Source organism: Roseiarcus sp. (genome assembly GCF_049514155.1).
GTDB lineage: Bacteria > Pseudomonadota > Alphaproteobacteria > Rhizobiales > Beijerinckiaceae > Roseiarcus.
Genome location: NZ_JBEKVH010000076.1, coordinates 17,492 through 34,090, shown reverse-complemented (window position 1 = coordinate 34,090; position 16,599 = coordinate 17,492). Strand labels below are relative to the sequence as shown.

10 protein-coding genes are annotated in these 16,599 nt (G+C 68.3%); 5 read left to right on the top strand and 5 right to left on the bottom strand.

The window, feature by feature from the left end; translation table 11 throughout:
• The 3 genes from ABSF49_RS12375 to ABSF49_RS12365 form a co-directional block, all read right to left on the bottom strand.
• A partial coding sequence (locus ABSF49_RS12375; protein WP_424112959.1) for a xanthine dehydrogenase molybdopterin binding subunit occupies positions 1–1,658 on the bottom strand: 1,658 nt, incomplete at its 3' end.
• Positions 1,645–3,162: a xanthine dehydrogenase small subunit gene (gene xdhA / locus ABSF49_RS12370; protein ID WP_424112958.1), complete on the bottom strand. Its 1,518-nt coding sequence runs from the start codon at positions 3,160–3,162 to the stop codon at positions 1,645–1,647. The genes ABSF49_RS12375 and xdhA, both read right to left, overlap by 14 nt.
• A gap of 97 nt (positions 3,163–3,259) precedes the next feature.
• Positions 3,260–3,829 (bottom strand): TetR/AcrR family transcriptional regulator, encoded by a 570-nt coding sequence (locus tag ABSF49_RS12365; RefSeq protein ID WP_424112957.1) that lies wholly within the window; start codon positions 3,827–3,829, stop codon positions 3,260–3,262.
• Between the two features lie 70 nt (positions 3,830–3,899).
• Here ABSF49_RS12365 and ABSF49_RS12360 point away from each other — a divergent pair, with 70 nt between their 5' ends.
• Positions 3,900–4,922 (top strand): NAD-dependent epimerase/dehydratase family protein, encoded by a 1,023-nt coding sequence (locus ABSF49_RS12360; protein ID WP_424112956.1) that lies wholly within the window; start codon positions 3,900–3,902, stop codon positions 4,920–4,922.
• A gap of 20 nt (positions 4,923–4,942) precedes the next feature.
• On the opposite strand, the gene ABSF49_RS12355 is transcribed toward ABSF49_RS12360, so the two are convergent.
• Positions 4,943–10,378, bottom strand: a complete 5,436-nt coding sequence (locus tag ABSF49_RS12355; protein ID WP_424112955.1) for a GH36-type glycosyl hydrolase domain-containing protein — start codon at positions 10,376–10,378, stop codon at positions 4,943–4,945.
• A gap of 161 nt (positions 10,379–10,539) precedes the next feature.
• Between ABSF49_RS12355 and ABSF49_RS12350 the strand changes: the two genes are divergently transcribed.
• A complete protein-coding gene (locus ABSF49_RS12350; protein ID WP_424112954.1) occupies positions 10,540–10,782 on the top strand; it encodes a hypothetical protein in 243 nt (80 codons plus the stop codon).
• A gap of 15 nt (positions 10,783–10,797) precedes the next feature.
• On the opposite strand, the gene leuA is transcribed toward ABSF49_RS12350, so the two are convergent.
• Positions 10,798–12,471: a 2-isopropylmalate synthase gene (gene leuA, locus ABSF49_RS12345; protein WP_424112960.1), complete on the bottom strand. Its 1,674-nt coding sequence runs from the start codon at positions 12,469–12,471 to the stop codon at positions 10,798–10,800.
• A gap of 374 nt (positions 12,472–12,845) precedes the next feature.
• Between leuA and ABSF49_RS12340 the strand changes: the two genes are divergently transcribed.
• From ABSF49_RS12340 to ABSF49_RS12330, 3 genes are all read left to right on the top strand, one after another.
• Positions 12,846–13,811, top strand: coding sequence for an ABC transporter substrate-binding protein (locus ABSF49_RS12340; protein ID WP_424112953.1), 966 nt, complete (start codon positions 12,846–12,848; stop codon positions 13,809–13,811).
• Between the two features lie 169 nt (positions 13,812–13,980).
• Entirely contained in the window at positions 13,981–15,501 is a 1,521-nt protein-coding gene (locus tag ABSF49_RS12335; RefSeq protein ID WP_424112952.1) for a sugar ABC transporter ATP-binding protein, read from the top strand.
• Positions 15,502–15,525: 24 nt separating this feature from the next.
• Complete coding sequence (locus ABSF49_RS12330; RefSeq protein ID WP_424112951.1) at positions 15,526–16,521, top strand: ABC transporter permease; 996 nt, start codon at positions 15,526–15,528, stop codon at positions 16,519–16,521.
• Positions 16,522–16,599 lie beyond the last annotated feature (78 nt).

Here is a 16,599-nt window from a genome sequence, read left to right as displayed (position 1 = left end):
GCGATCATGCGGCCCTTGACCTCGCGCGCCGCGGCCATCGCCGCCATGCCGTTGACGTCGGTGCCCGACGAGGCCGCGGTCGGCGAGGCGTTGGGCACCTTGGCGGTGTTGGTCGCCGTGATGCGCACCCAGTCGAGCGGCACGCCGAACTCTTCGGCGACGATCTGCGCGACCTTGGTGAACAGCCCCTGCCCCATCTCGGTGCCGCCGTGATTGAGGTGGATCGAGCCGTCGGTATAGACATGCACCAGCGCGCCGGCCTGGTTGAGATGGATGAGCGTGAACGAGATGCCGAACATCACCGGCGTCAGGGCGATGCCGCGCTTGAGGATCGGGCTCCCGGCGTTGAAGGCGCGGATCGCGGCGCGCCGCGCGCGATAGTCGCTCGAAGCCTCGAGCTCCTCGATCATCGCCGGCAGCGTCGCGCAATCCTCGACCGTCTGGCCGTAGGGCGTGACGTCGCCGCCGGCGCGGAAGACATTGGCCTTGCGCACGTCGAGCGGATCGAGGCCGCGCTCGCGCGCGATCGCATCCATCACCCGCTCGATCGCCAGCATGCCCTGCGGGCCGCCGAAGCCGCGGAAGGCGGTGTTGGAGACGGTATTGGTCTTCAGCCGCCGCGAATGGATGTGGACGTCGGGCAGCCAGTAGCAATTGCCGGCGTGGAACATCGCGCGGTCGACGACGCCGGGCGACAGGTCGGCCGAGCAGCCGCAGCGCGCGTTGAGGACGACGTCATAGGCGCCGACGCGGCCGTGGTCGTCGTAGCCGACCGCCCAGTCGGCGCGGAAATCGTGGCGCTTGCCGGTGAGAACGAAATCGTCGTCGCGGTCGAGCCTCAGCTTGCATGGGCGTCCGGTCAGGCGCGCGGCGAGCGCGGCGAGCGCCGCCCAGGCGCAGGCCTGGCTCTCCTTGCCGCCGAAGCCGCCGCCCATCCGCCGCGTTTCGACGGTGACGAAGGAATCCGGCAGGCCGAGAATGCGCGCCACCATGTGCTGGACCTCGGTCGGGTCCTGGGTCGAGGTGTAGAGCGTCATCTCGCCGCCCTCGCCCGGCACGGCGAGCGAGGCCTGTCCTTCGAGATAGAAATGCTCCTGGCCGCCGATGGCGAGCGCGCCGTCGAGCCGGCGCGGCGCGGCGGCGAGCGCGCGCTTGGCGTCGCCGCGGCCGTAGGCGTAATCGGCCTGCACGCGCGCCCCGGTCGCGAGCGCGTCGGCGACGGTCAGCGCCGGCTTCCTTTCCTCGATGTCGATCTTGGCCAGGCGCACGGCGCGGCGCGCCGCGTCGCGGGTCGTCGCCGCGACGGCGAACAGCGCCTGGCCGTGGAACAGGATCTCGCTGTGGGCGAGCAAGGGTTCGTCGGCGAAGACCGGCGCGATGTCGTTCTTGCCGGGAATGTCGGCGGCGGTCAGCGCCACGACGACGCCCTCGGCGGCGCGCACCGCGGAGAGATCGAGGCCGCGCAGCATCCCATGCGCCTTGTCGGCCATGCCGACGGCGAGATGCAATGTGCCCTGCGGCTCGCGGATGTCGTCGACGTAGGCGGCGGCGCCGCTGACGTGGAGGCGCGCCGAATCGTGGGGATGCGGCTTGTGGACGACCGCGGTGGGCTCGCGCGGCTCGTAGACCGGAACGGCGGGCTGTCTAGAGCGCGGCAAGGACGTCTCCGATGCGGGTCGGCGCCGCGTCGCCGGCGACCTCGATCAGCGCCTTCTTCAGCAAGTTGGCGGCGACCTCGGCGCGATAGGCGGCGGAGGCGCGCATGTCGGCGATCGGGGTGAAATCGCGCTTCAGCGCCTCGAGCGCCGTCGCCCATGAGGCCCGATCGTCGAGCCGAGCGCCGACGAGCGCCGCCTCGACGTTCGCGGCGCGCTTCGGCGTCGCCGCCATGCCGCCATAGGCGACGCGCGCGCTGGCGATCCGCCGCCCGTCGAGCGTGAAGCGGAACGCGCCCATCACGGCGGAAATGTCCTCGTCGACCCGCTTGGTCACCTTGAAGGCGCGATAGGCCTCGTTGGCGCCGAGCCGCGGCGCGACGACGGCGCTGACGTATTCGCCCTCGCCGCGATCCTGCTTGCCGTAGGCGAGGAAGAAGTCCTCGAGCGGCAGCGCGCGCGTCGCGCCGCCGTGTTTGAGTTCGAGCCGCGCGTCGAGCGCGATCAGCGCCGGCGCGAGATCGCCGATCGGCGAACCGTTGGCGATGTTGCCGCCGACCGTGCCGCTCTCGCGCACCTGGCGCGAGCCGAAGCGCCGCATCAATTCGCCGAGATCGGGATGGAGCTGGGCGAGATGCGGCGCGGCGCCTTGAAGCGTCGCGCGCGCGCCGATGCGCAGGGCGTCCCCACCCTCTTCGATCGCGTCGAGCCCGGCGACGCGGCCGAGCCAGATGATCGCTCTGAGGTCGCGCAGCTGCTTGGTGATCCACAGGCCGACGTCGGTCGCGCCGCCGACCAGCACGGCGCGGGGAAAGCGGGCGTAAAGCGCGGCGAGCGAGGTTTCGCTCGCCGGCGCGGCGAAGAAGGCGTGGTCGTCGCCGACGAACAGGTCGCGGCCGTCGGCGAGCTTCGCCAGCGCCGCGGCGCGCTCGGCGGTCGCGGCGGCGAAACGGTCGGCGGGCTTGCCGTCGCAGGTCTCGAGCGCCGCGTCGATGATCGGCCGATAGCCGGTGCAGCGGCAGAGGTTGCCGGCGAGCGCGTCGCACACGCCGGCGTAGGTCGCCGGCTCGCGCTGGTGATAGAGCGCGAACAGGCTCATGACGATGCCCGGCGTGCAGAAGCCGCATTGCGAGCCGTGATGGTCGACCATCGCCTGCTGCACCGGATGGAGGCGCTCGCCATCGGCGAGGTCTTCGACCGTCAGCACTTCGGCCCCGTCGACCTGGCCGAGCAGCAGGATGCAGGCGTTGACCGGCTCGTAGCTCAACGCGCCGTCAGGTTTCAGCCGCGACAGGATGACCGTGCAGGCGCCGCAGTCGCCCTCGCCGCAGCCCTCTTTCGTCCCCTTGGCGCCGGCCTCCTCGCGCAGCCAGTCGAGCAGAGTCGTGCGCGGCGCGAAGCGGTCGAGGGCGACGGTTCGCCCGCGAAAGCGGAAGGTCAAACTGCCGCGGGGTCCCGCTCCTTTGTCGCTCGCCGCCATTCCCGCCTCGTTTGCGCGTTCAGGCATCATGGCCTCGTTTGCGCGGCGACGGAAGCTCGATTCCGCGGCAGTTGCGGCGCGTGTTTTGCTGAAATATTGGCGCGGTGGCGCGAGCGCATGGGCGTCAGCCGCGCATCGCCGGTTCGATCAGCCGGCGGCAGACGAGGCGGATCGCGCCCTCGGTCGCTTCCACGCCGCCGAGCGCGCGCGCGACGCCGCCCGCCGCGCCAATGACGACGCGCGCCAGAGCGTCAGGCGCGGTTACGCCCGCCTTGGCGAGCGCATCGACGATTTCGCTCTCCACGCGCTGGTCGAACGCCGCGACACGCGGCGCGTAGCGATGATGCGCGTCGAGGATTTCGCCCGCGTGCGGCGAGCCTTCGATCGCGCGCGCGACGACGCCGTATTTGCCGGCGAGCGCCGCGCCGATCCGCTCGGCGACGGCGCCCTCGCTGCGCATGCCGCGATCGAAGGCCGCCGCGAGCTCGACCAGCAGATCGGCGACGACGCCGTCGAAGACCGCGTCCTTGTCGGGGAAATGGGCGTAGAGCGTGCCTTTGGCGACGCCCGCCTCGCGCGCCAGCGCTTCCATCGTCGCGGCGCGCAGCCCGTTCCTCAGCGCCAATCGCCAGGCCGCCTCGATGATGCGCCGCCGTTTCTCGTTCGCCCGTGGATCGGCGGTCGTCTCCGTCACCCGAGATTCCTATTGAACGAAATGATCGAAAATCGTATAGTTCGTTCATTCTATCAGGAAAGGCTCCCCCATGCCAGACCGCGTCCTTCTTACCGGCGTCTCCGGATTCCTCGGCGGCCATGTCGCAAGCGCGCTGCTGGCGGCGGGCTACCAGGTGCGCGGCAGCGTGCGAAATCTCGTCAAGGCCGACAAGGTGCGCGAGACCTTGACCAAGGCCGGCGCCGACGTCAGCCGGCTCGAGTTCGTCGCCCTCGACCTGCTGAAGGACGACGGCTGGGATGCGGCGGCCGAGGGCTGCCGGTTTCTCCTCCACACCGCCTCGCCATTTGTATTGCAGATGCCGGCCGACAAGATGGAGCTGATCCGGCCGGCCACCGAGGGAACGCAGCGGGCGCTCAACGCGGGCTTGAAGGCGGGCGTCGAACGCATCGTCCTGACATCCTCGATGGCGGCGATCGCCTACGGCCATGACCGCGGCCGCGCCGCGCCGTTCACCGCCGCCGACTGGACCAATCTCGAGGGTCGCGGCGTCACCGCCTACGTCGAGTCGAAGACGCGCGCCGAGCGCCGCGCGTGGGAGATCATGAAGGCGGCCGGCCGCACAGACGGCCTCACGACGATCAACCCGAGCGGCATTTTCGGGCCGCTGCTTGACGAGGATCCCGGCACCTCGGCGCAAATAGTCATTCGCCTTCTGAACGGAGGCATGCCGGCCGTGCCGCGCTTCAACTTCGCGATCATCGACGTGCGCGACGTCGCCGCAGCCCATGTCGCGGCGCTGACCGCCGCGAGCGCCGGCGGACAGCGCTTCCCGATGGGCGAACAGAATCTGTCGCTCAGGCAATGCGCCGAAATCCTGCGCCGCCGCTTCCCCGCTTACGCCCGGAAACTTCCCCGTTTCGAACTGCCCGACTGGTTCGTGCGGGTCTACGCGCTATTCGACGCCGACCTGCGCGGCAACCTCGGCGAACTCGGAGTCGTACGGCGGATGATCTCGTCCGACGCCGTAGCCCTGCTCGGCCGCCCGCTGATCCCCGCTGAGGATGCGATCGTCGCCACCGCCGAGAGCCTGATCGCGTTCAAGCTCGTCTGAGGATCGCGGCGCGGCGGGCCTCAGCGCGCGTCCTTGCCGCGCCTCCACACCCGCTCGCCGACGCGCAGCGATTCGACGACCAACCCGCCCTTCGGCTCGAACAGGTGATCGGCGACGTTCACTTGCCCGTCGACCATGGATAGGCCGAGCAGCGCATAGGCGGCCGACATCATCCGCGCCGCCGAGCCGGTGTACCACGACCAGCCGCCACGCCCGCCGTGGCCGTAGCCGTCATAGATGTCGGCCGGTTGCTGGATCGGGATCAGCCCGTAGGCGGCGATCCGGTCGGGATCGGTCTTTTTCAACGGCGAAATTTTCTCGAATATCTCGAAGGCGCGCGCGGCGAGCTTGCGCGCCGCGTGAGCGTCGCCGTGGTCGCGCGCTTCCTCGGCGAGCTTGACGAAACCGTCGACGATCCAGGTCGCGCCGTGGCTGTACTGGCCGCCGTTTTCGCGCACGCCCGGCGGGTAGTCGGCGATGCGGCCGGGATAGGGTTGGCTGTGCTCGAAGAACGGCGTCGCGGTGAGCAGCACGCGGGCCGGGCGCTCGATCGCGCTGAGGCCGCCCTCGAGCGCGATCAGCGCGCGCTGGAATTCGAGCGCGCCCGAATAGGCGGCCCAGCCGGTGGTCATCGCGTTGGCGACGTCGACGGCGCGGCCGTCGTCGGCGAAGTCGAGCGCGTAATGATCGCCCCACCAGGCGCTTTCGAGCGCCACGCGCACGTCCTCGCGCGCGGTCGCGCAGGTCTCGACGAAGACCTCGTCGCCCTTCAGCCGCGCGAGCGGAATGAAGCCGTCGAGGACGTTGTAGAAGAAGAAACCCATCCACACGCTGGTGCCGCGGCCCTTGCCGCCGAGCCCATCGATGCCGTCGTTCCAGTCGCCCGCCTCGAGCAGCGGCAGGCCGTTCTCGCCGCGGCGAAGCAAGGTGTATTCGATCGCGCGTCGGGCGTGCTCGTAGACGTCGCCGACCTCGCGCGACGGCCGCGGCATGACCAGCGCCGTGTCCTGGCCGACCGGCACCGCCGGCCCTTCGAGATAGGCGGCGACCTCGTCGAGCACGCTGGCGTCGCCGGTCTGGCGGACGTAGCGCGCGAGCACATAGGGCAGCCACAAATGCGGGTCGCTGGCGCGCGTGCGCTGGGCGACGCCCGTGCCGCCGCCCGGCGCGCGGTGCCACCACTTGAGCACGTCGCCCTCGGGGAACTGCTGGCCGGCATGCAGCACGATCTGCGCCCGCGCCAAGCGCGGCTCGGTGAAGATCAACGGCAGCACGTCCTGAAGCTGATCGCGGAAGCCTATGGCGCCGCCGCGCTGGTTGGGGCCGATGCGGCCGAACAGGCGCGAGGCGTAGAGCTGGTAGGGAAGCCAAGTGTTCACCAGGCGATCGAAATCGGGCCGATTGGTCTTGACCTCGATCCGCCCGAGCCGCTGCGCCCAGGCGGCGCGGGTCGCCGCGAGCTCGCGCTCGACCGTCTCGACCTCGGCCGCCGCGGCGGCGGCGAGCGCCGTTGCGCGGTCGCGCGCCTGCCCGAAGACGATGGCGATTTTCGCTTCCGCGCCCGGCGCGAGTTCGACTTCGGCGGCGAAGGCGGCGACGCGCCGGCCGTCGTCGCGCTGGGAACCGTCGGCGCGCCCTGTCTCGACCAGCGCCGGCGTGCGGATGTCGCGCTCGGCCCCGCCGAAGAAGCGCGTCCGCACCGTCTCGGTCGTCGGACGGACGAGGCTGACGGCGGCGAACGCCGTGCCGCGCTGGAAATCGTTGCGCGGGTTTTCGAACAGCAGCGTCGCGCCGACGGTCTCGGCCTTCAACTTGCCGAGGCTTTCGTTGGCGCCTTCGTCGAGCGCGATGTCGAAGAACGGCGCGACGCGCAGGCTGAGATGGCGACGGCCGAGATTGCGCAGCGTGACGAGCCGCATGTCGCCGGGATAATCGGTCGGGACGAAGACGTCGCAATCCATCGCCAGATCGCCGCGCCGCTTGGAGAAGCGCGCGACGCCGGGCTCGTAGGTCACGGCGTATTCAGCGTCCTCGCGCTGGAACGGCGCGAAGCCGATCGCGTCGGTCTCGCCGACGTCGATGTCGCGGACATAGACGATCTGGGCGGGCAGCGTCGTCGTCGCGCTTTCGAAGCGGAATGGCGTCAGGCCGTTGTGACGCGAATTTCCCATCGCCGAATAGACTTCGCCGTCGTTGCCGACCACCGTCGAAGCGCCAAGTTCGTTGGCCATCACCAGCGCCCACGGCCTCGGCGTGCGATGCGTGAGCAGCAGCGACCGGCCGTCGGACGAAAAGGCGAACGGCCAGCGGTCGGGCAGCGCCGGCGTCGGCTCGACTGCGCGCGTCTCGTAGAAGCGCTGCTCGAGATCGACTTCCTCGATCGGCGGCAGGCCGAGACGTTTGGCGACCAGCTCGGCCGCCCATACGGCGTTGTCGGAGCGGCCAATGATAAATTCGGCCTCCGCCACGCCGTGAGCGGCGAGCTCGACTTCGAGCGTGAAGCTGGCGGCGGGATCGAAGGTCCACAGCTTGCCTTCGTCATCGGTCTTTCGCGCGCGCCACCGCTCGCAGCCGGTCGGCCGGGCGAGCGAGCCTTCGCCGAGGAAACGCGTGCGCGAATCTTCGTAACCCGTCAGTCGGCAGCCGGCGCCGGGCTTCACCGCGAAGAACGAGGTCTCGCCGCGATCGGCGCGCGCCGAGCGCAGCAACCGATTGCGGGCGAAAATGGCGTTGAGCGCGCGCACGAACATCGTCTCGACGTGCATGCCGGCGAAGTCGAGGTCGCGCGCGTAGGCGCCGACCTCGTGGCCGGCGATTTCGCAGAAGCTGACGAGCCGCAGCGCGCGCGCCCGACCGGCGTGGTTCTCCAGCTTGATGCGCCAGTTCAGGACCGCCCCTTGCGGATCGGGGCCGAGCTCCATCGTCGCGCGCAGGCCGTTGACGGTATTGCTGATGCGGAAGCGGTTGAGGCTGATCCGTTCGACTTCGTAGTCGCCGGCGCGGCGCGCCGGAGACCAGCCGATCGACCACGGCGCGTCGCCGTCCTCGCACAGGTAGAAGAAGTGGCCGCGCTGCTGCAACGGGTCGAGCGGTCGGCGGATGAGGTCGATCGGAAAGCCGCCGCGCTCGTCGCCGGCGACATAGGCGGCGCCGCGTCCATCGCGCGTCAACGCGACGGCGACCGAGCCGTTGCGGCCGGCAAGGACTTGCGGCCGGCCGATGAGCGCCGCCGGCGCGCCTGGCGGCGGCGGAACCGGCGTCCCAGAGCCCGACGCCTCGCGCGCGCGCAGCGCCAGCGCGAGCGCCGTCGCGCTCGCGGCGACGCCGGCGACGCTGTAGGCGACGACCAGCGTCTTGACCGCGCCCGGCGTTGCGCCGCCGTGCGACAGAGCCTCGGCGCCGGTCCACGCCTTGTCCCACGCCACACCGCGCGGAATGTAGAAAGGGATGAGCAGCGGCGCCCAAGTGCCGAACCGGCGGATGCCTTCGGGAACGGCGCGGGTGCGCGCGCCGTGGCCGATGAAGCGCGCCGCCGCCTCGTCGAGCCGGTCGCCGCCGAGGAAGGAGAGATTGACCAGCGTCGCGACCCTGAGGCCCATGTGGTCGAACCAGATCAGCACGCGCAGCCAGTCGTAGGCGAGCAGCCCCAAGAACATGGTCAGGCTGAAATCGACGAAGCCGTCGTGCGGCATGCCGATGTCGGCGCCGATCGCCACCAGCGAGCGCACGGCGCCGTCCTGGTTGTACCAGGACGGATCGGCCGACTGGCGCAGGAAGGTGTTGATGATCGGGGCCATCCACAGACCCCAGCGCATCACCCTGACCGCCAGCTCGACCAGCCCTTGCGCGCCCGCGCCGGAGAACAGGCCGCGGATCGGCCTCAGACTGCGGTCGAGGATCGCGGTCAGGAAGATCGCGTTGATCGCGAACAGCGGCGCGGCGAACGACCAGTTGATGACGCCCGAAAGCGACTCGGCGTAGAGCAGCCGCACGCCGCCGGCGACCTCGCCGAGGTTGACCATGCCGTATTTGTTGAAGATCGGATAGGTGACGAAATCGCCGAGCGCGCGGCCGGTGAGGCGGTAGTTGGCGTCCGAATACGCCCAGAACTTGTTCCACACCACCGCGACCTGCGCCGCGTCGAAATACCAGCCGAGCGCGCCGGCGACGAAACCGCCGAGCAGCACGCCGAGCCAGTAGACGCGTGCGCTCTGCATGCGCCGGCGCCTGCCCTCGACCATCCGCGCCAGGTCGAACAGCGCGTCGATTCCGGCGTAAGCGAAGGCGCCGATGACGAAGGCCCAACAGAAACGCGACAGCGGATCGGCATGGACGAGATCGTCGACATAGGCCCACCAGCAGCCGCCGCCGATGACGATTCCGCGCGCCCATGCGCGCAAATCGCCATAAGCCGCGCGCAGGCGGCTGAAGAACGGCGCCGTGCCGTCGGCCGAGCCGATCAGCGTCTGCGCCAGGGGGAAGGCGATCGCGCCGGCGATCAGCGCGACGACGCGCGCGTGGGCGAGCGTGAAGGCGACCACGCCGCTGACGCGCAGCGGCGACGACACGGCGAGAATGAGCAGCATGAAGACGCCGCCGTAGATCGCGCCGCGGGTCGCGCCGCCCCTGAAATTGGCGCGCACGCCGGCGAGCGACGGCGGCCGCCCACTGAGCGAGTCGAGCGCGAGGCCGGTGACGAAATAGACGACGCCCCACAGTCCCGCCTCGGCCAGCGCCGCGAACAGCGCGCCAAAAATGACTCTTCCGACCGGCGAGGCGCCGATCTGGGCGAAATTGGCCAGCAGCGGCGTCAATGCGGCGAAGGCCGAAAGCGCGAAGATGAGCGCGTGCAGCGACGGCCGCCGCGCCAGCCGACCGACGCCGATCAGAGTCAGCAGTTGCAGCGCCGCCTCGTTCATGACGAACAGCACGACGACGCGGCCGACGAACACTTTCGCCGGAAACGCCGTCAGCAAGGGAACCAGGCCGCCGATCTCGGCCATATGCCAATCGGCGCCGAGCACGACGACGAGCTTGAACAGGAACGGCACGGCGGCGAGGCCGAGCGCCTCGATCGGCCGCAGCGGGCGCGCGTCGCCGAGCAGCGTCGCCAGCGATCCGCCGAGATAGACGCAATAGGCGACCGAAGCGTCGGCGACGTCGAGGCGCAGCGCGTCGCCCCACGATCCGGCCAATTGCCAGAACGCGAGCGAGTCGTTGCGCTGATAGGCGAACAGCGCGAAGGCGGCGGCGTCGATCAGCAGAGGCGCCGTCGGCACGGTTCCGAGAAACGCCCGCCGCCACAGCGCCAGCCCCGCCGCGCCGGCGAGGCCGGCGAACACCCATTCGCGGGCGGCCAGCGACGCATAGATCGCCGCGGCGATCAGCGCCGCGCCGGCCGCCGCCGCGGCCAGAGAAGCGCGCTGCGGACCGCCGTCCGCGCCGACATTCGTCACCGTGTCCGTCTCTGCGGAAATTTTCGTTCTTCCTTTTTCAAGCTTGGCCTGGCCGGTCGAGAGTCGCAACCGAGCGAGCGCGCGTCAATCCGCAACGAATTGGGATTGCCGCCCGGGGCGCCAAGTCGTAGTTTTGCCTCCGAATAATACGCGGAGGTCGCGTGAAGCTTACGTTCGCCCTGACGATCGGGATCGCCGCGCTGCTCGCGCCGCAAGCCGCGACCGCCGCCGAATTGCCATCGCGCCAGGCGCAGCCCGCGCCGGCGGCGACGAAGTGCCGCATCGACGGCCAGGAAGGAATCATCCTTCCCGGCTCGGGGACTTGCATGCGCGTCAGCGGTTACGTCAACGCGCAGGCGGCGTTCGGCACGGTCAGCGGGTCGCGGAAGATCGGCGCGCCGTGAAGCGCGCCGCCGCCGCTAGAGCTTCCCTTGCCGCGCCATCAGCCGTTGCACCGCGCTCAGCGTCGCCTTGAGCGACGCCATCACGATGCTCGGGTCGATGCCGACCCCGTGCAGGAGGCGACCTTCCGAATCCTGGATCTCGACGTAGCAGGCGGCGGTGGCGTTGGCGCCGCGCCCGACCGCATGCTCGTGATAGTCGAGGAATGAGAAGTCGATCGCGAACGCGCGCTTGAGCGCGTCGACGAAGGCGTCGATCGGGCCGTTGCCTTCGCCTTGAATCGTCAGGGTCGAGCCGTCGGGACGTCGCAGGGTCGCTGCCAGCTCGCGATTGTCGGGCGAGGTCGGGATCATCTGCTGCTTGATCAGCGTCAGCGGCGCGTCGGCGAGAAGATAGGCGTGCTGGAACAGGCCCCACAACTCGGGCGAGGTCAGCTCCTTGCCTTCGCGGTCCATCAGCTCCTGCGCGACCTTGGAGAACTCGACCTGCAGATTGCGCGGCAGATCGAGGCCGTGATCGGCTTTCAGCACGTAAGCGATGCCGCCCTTGCCCGACTGACTGTTGATGCGGATCACCGCTTCGTAGTCGCGGCCGACGTCCTTCGGGTCGATCGGCAGATAGGGCACCTGGAACACCGGCTCGTTGCGCTTCTCCTGAGCCTCGAAGCCCTTCTTGATCGCGTCCTGGTGCGAGCCGGAGAATGCGGTGTAGACGAGCTCGCCGACGTAAGGATGGCGCTGGTGAACCGGCAACTGGGTGCAGAACTCGGCCACTTCGCGGATCGCGTTGACGTCGTTGAGATCGAGCCCAGGGTCGACGCCCTGGGTGAACAGATTGAGCGCCATGGTGACGATGTCGACGTTGCCGGTGCGCTCGCCGTTGCCGAACAAAGTGCCCTCGACGCGGTCGGCGCCGGCCATCAGCGCGAGCTCGGCCGCCGCCACCGCAGTGCCGCGATCGTTGTGGGGATGGACGGAGAGGATGACGCTGTCGCGGTCGGAAATATGGCGGCCGAACCATTCGAACTGGTCGGCGTAGGTGTTCGGCGTCGCCATCTCGACCGTCGCCGGCAGGTTGAGGATCAGCCGCTTCTGCCGCGTCGGACGCAGCTCCGCCTTCACCGCTTCGCAGACATCGAGCGCGAAATCGAGCTCGGTCCCGGTGAAGCTCTCCGGCGAATATTCGAAGATGAATTCCGTCTCCGGCGCCGTGTCGGCGAGCGCCTTGACCTGCTTGGCGGCGGCGACGGCGATCGCGCGCACGCCGGCGCGGTCGGCGCGGAATACGACTTCGCGTTGCAGCGTCGAGGTCGAATTGTAGAAATGCAGAATGACCTTCTTGGCGCCTTTGACCGCCGCGAAGGTGCGCTCGATCAGCTCCGACCGACACTGGGTCAGCACCTGGATCGCGACGCCGTCGGGGATGCGGCCGTTGTCGATGATCGAGCGGACGAAGTCGAAGTCGGTCTGCGAGGCGGCGGGAAAGGCGACTTCGATCTCCTTGAACCCCATGCCGGTGAGCAGGTCGAACATGCGGTTCTTGCGATCGATCCCCATCGGCTCGATCAGCGCCTGGTTGCCGTCGCGCAGATCGACGGAGCACCAGATCGGGGCCTTGTCGATGAGGCGCGACGGCCATTGGCGGTCGGGCAAGACGATCGGCGCGAAGGCGCGGTACTTATGAATGGGCATGTTGGTCATGACAGACCCTTGCGACGGCTGCGCGGACGCTCGGCCCCGCTTCGGGGGTCCGGCGCGCGCGATTGAGTTGTACGTGGGCGAAAGCGGACTCGTCTCCCGGCGCGATCAGTGCGCCGGGCGAGTAAGTCGCAGGGTCGACGGCAGAATCTGGGGCCGGATTCGCATCGCGCGCAAATAAGCCGAGCGGCGCCAAAAATCAACCGCGAATTTGGCTTCTGAGCTGGGGCGCGCGCCTTGGTCGCGCCCCGTTGCCACCCATTAGCTGGCATGTTAGCGTCCTGACGGCTGTCGCAGCCAGCGCCCAATTCGGCGCCAAAACCAGGCGCCATTGTGCGCCATGCGTCGCTTCCCGGGAGGATACCAAGATGTTGAAACAATTGCTTTGCGCTAGCGCCATTGTATCGGTCGCCGCGCTCGCTGGCCCCAGCTTCGCCGCCGATAAACCGACCATCCCGATCATCGTCAAAGACACCACCTCGGCCTACTGGCAGATCGTCTTCGCCGGCGCTCGCGCCGCGGCCAAGGATCTCAACGTCAACGTGCCCGAACTCGGCGCACAGTCCGAATCCGACATCAGCGGCGAGATTTCGATTCTCGAAAACGCCGTCGCCGAGAAGCCGGCGGCGGTGGTCATCGCGCCGACCGAGTTCAAGGCGCTTGGCAAGCCGATCGACGAAGCGGCCAAGAAAGTGCCGATCATCGGCATCGACTCGGCGGCCGACTCGAAGGCGTTCACCTCGTTCTTGACCACCGACAACGTCCAGGGCGGACGCATCGCCGCCGACGGCATGGCCGCGGCGATCGCCGCCAAGTACGGCAAGGCCGAAGGCGACGTCGCGCTCATCACGCATCTGCCCGGCGTCGGGTCGCTCGAGGCCCGGAACAAGGGCTACAAGGAAGAGCTGGCGGCCAAATATCCCGGCCTGAAGCTGGTGGCGGACAAGGTCTCGGACGGCAACGCCACGACCGGCCTCAACATCATGACCGACCTCATCACCGCCAACCCGAACCTGCGTGGCGTATTCGCCGACAATCTCATCCAGTGCCAGGGCGCGAGCCAGGCGATCGCCGAGAACAAGAAGGGCGACACGATCAAGCTCGTGTGCTTCGACGCCGACGACAAACTGATCGGCTATCTCAAAGACGGCACGATCGCCGCTCTGTTGCTGCAGGACCCCTATCGCATGGGTTACGACGGCATCAAGACCGGGCTGGCCGCCTCCAAGGGCGAGAAAGTCGAAGCCTTCGTCGACACCGGCGCCAATCTCGTCACCAAGGCCAACATGGACGGCGAAAAAGAGCACGCTCTGTTGTACCCGAAGGTCAAGTAATCGCATGACGACGGCGCTCCGCTCGCTCCTTTCGCGGGCGTGCGGCGCGCCGCCCGTCGGCCCGCGGTCCGACCGGCGCGCGGCGTCTTTTTGGGCCTGCGGCGTCGCTTGCGCTGGGTCGCCGCCTGGCGGATGATGGAACCAATCAGAACTGCGGGTGGGACGCTCAATGTCGGAGACTCTCGAAGGCGCGTCGGTCGCAACGACGGATCGCGAGCCGCTCCTAGTCTTGAAGCAGCTCGACAAGAGTTTCGGCGCCACCCACGCGCTCAGGGCGGTGGATCTGACGTTCGAAGAGGGCGAGATCCACGCCATTGTCGGCGAGAACGGGGCGGGCAAGTCGACGCTGATCAAGCTGTTGACCGGCGTCTACCCTCGGACGTCGGGCGAAGTTTACTGGCGCGGCGCGTCGGTTCCGCTGGTCAATCCGCACGAGGCGATCGGCCTCGGCATCAATGCGGTCCACCAGGAAGTCGTGCTCTGCCCGCACCTGACGGTGGCGGCCAACATCTTCCTCGGCGACGAGATCACCCGCGGCGGCATGCTCAGCCACAAGGCGATGGTGCGCGAAGGGCAGAAGCTGCTCGACGATCTCGGTTTCAACTTGCCGGCCGGCGTCGTTCTGTCGTCGCTGACGATCGGCCAGCAGCAGTTGATCGCCACCGCGCGCGCCGAGCGGCGCGGCGCCAAGTTTCTCATTTTCGACGAGCCGACCGCCTATTTGACGCGCCAGGAAGTGTCGGCCCTGTTCAAGCTGATCCGCCGGCTCAAGGCCAACGGCGTGACGATCGTCTATATCAGCCACCGGCTCGAGGAAGTGTTCGAGCTGTGCGACCGCGTCTCGGTGTTGCGCGACGGCGCGCTGGTGGGGACGCGGCGCGTCGCGGAAACCAACGAGGCCGATCTCATTGCGCTGATGATCAATCGCACGATCGATCAGATCTATCACAAGGACAGCGTGCCGATCGGCGCGACGATCTTCGAGACCGATAGGCTCAGCGGTCCCGGCTTCCACGACGTCTCGATCACGGTGCGCGAGGGCGAAATCGTCGGTCTTTACGGCCTGATCGGCGCCGGCCGCAGCGAGTTCGTGCAGAGCGTCTTCGGACGGCAGCCCGCCTCCAGCGGTCGGATCGTCTGGCGCGGCAAGGACGTCAGAATTCGCAACGAACGGCAGGCGATGGACCTCGGCATCGCCCTGTCGCCGGAGAGCCGCCGCGACCAGGGCCTGTGCCTGCATCTCGGCGTCGACCTCAACATCAACCTGCCGATCTTCAAGAGATTGAGCATCGGCCCGTTCATCAACCTCAAGCGCGAAGCCAACGCCGCCGATCGCCAGATTCGCAACGTCCAAATCAAGACCGCCGCGCGCAGCGCGCCGGTCACCAGCCTTTCGGGCGGCAACCAACAGAAAGTCGTGATCGGCAAGTGGCTCAACCACGGCGCCAAGCTCTTCATTTTCGACGAACCGACGGTCGGCGTCGACGTCGGCACCAAGGCCGAAATCTATCGCCTGCTCGCCTCGCTGCTGCAGCAGGGCGCCGGCGTCATCATGGTGTCCTCCTACCTGCCGGAGGTCTACGAACTCGCCGATACGCTGCACGTCTTTCGGGGCGGCACGATCGTCGCAACCCACGGATTCAAGGGGGCCTCGCACGAGGCGATCCTGACCGAAGCGATCGGCGTTTGAACTCGAAGTGAGGATGGTTGGGGGATGAGCGATCAGAATGCTTCGAACGCCCGACGCAGCGGGGCCGGGCTCAACTTGCTGTTGGGGCTGACGCTGCTCCTGCTCTTGATGGCGATGTGGTTTGCGCTGTCGATCGAGACGACCACGTTCTGGACCTCCAACAACATGGCCAACCTGCTGCGGCAGGGCGCCATGATCGCCATCCTGGCCATCGGCGAGACCTTTGTCATCATCACCGGCGGCATCGACCTTTCAGTCGGCGCGGTCGCCGGCGTCATCTCGATGGCGGTGGCCTGGCTGCTGACCCACGATCTCGGCTTCGCCTCCTCGATCGCCGGAGCGATTTCCATTTCGCTGGTCATCGGCGTCTTCATCGGCCTCTTCCACGCCTTCGGCGTGGTCCAGATGGGTCTGCCGCCTTTCATCATGACTTTGGCGACGATGTACGCCTTGCGCGGCATCGGCCTGCTGATCACCAATGGCGCGACGATCTCGATCACCAACGACTCCTTCACCGGTTTCTCGCGCGCGAGCTTCCTCGGTTTTCCCTGGACCGACGGTTCGTGGTTCGCGGTGCCGATGTTGTTCTGGATGGTGATCGTGGTCGCCGTGCCTGCCTACCTGTTGCTGAGTCAGAGCCGCTGGGGTCGCTATCTCTTCGCCATCGGCTCCAACAAGGAGGCGGCGCGGCTCTCCGGCGTCAACGTCAAGGCCGTGACCTACATGGCCTATATCGTCTCGGCCTTCTGCGCGGCGTTCGTCGGCATCTTGCTCGCCATGCGCATCGGCATCGGCAACCCGACCCAGGGCGACGGCTGGGAGTTGCAGGCGATCGCCTCGTCGGTCATCGGCGGCACCAGCCTGTTCGGCGCCGTCGGCTCGGTGCACGGGCCGATCCTGACGACGATCAACAACGGCGCGAACCTGCTCAACCTCAATCCGTTCTGGCAGCGGATCATCACCGGGCTGCTGATCATTCTCGTCGTCTATTTCGACACGTTGCGCACCCGCAAGCGCTGAGCGTTCCGATCTGACCGACGCCCTCGCCTGCCGCGACCTGCTCGCCCAACGCCGCTACGCCTACGCGCAAGCCGCGGC

What these genes read in the sequence shown, in the direction of transcription:
- leuA (WP_424112960.1), bottom strand. Translation starts at nt 12,471, where the DNA reads ATGCCCATTCATAAGTACCGCGCCTTCGCGCCGATCGTCTTGCCCGAC.
- ABSF49_RS12330 (WP_424112951.1), top strand. Translation starts at nt 15,526, where the DNA reads ATGAGCGATCAGAATGCTTCGAACGCCCGACGCAGCGGGGCCGGGCTC.
- xdhA (WP_424112958.1), bottom strand. Translation starts at nt 3,162, where the DNA reads ATGCCTGAACGCGCAAACGAGGCGGGAATGGCGGCGAGCGACAAAGGA.
- ABSF49_RS12340 (WP_424112953.1), top strand. Translation starts at nt 12,846, where the DNA reads ATGTTGAAACAATTGCTTTGCGCTAGCGCCATTGTATCGGTCGCCGCG.
- ABSF49_RS12360 (WP_424112956.1), top strand. Translation starts at nt 3,900, where the DNA reads ATGCCAGACCGCGTCCTTCTTACCGGCGTCTCCGGATTCCTCGGCGGC.
- ABSF49_RS12335 (WP_424112952.1), top strand. Translation starts at nt 13,981, where the DNA reads ATGTCGGAGACTCTCGAAGGCGCGTCGGTCGCAACGACGGATCGCGAG.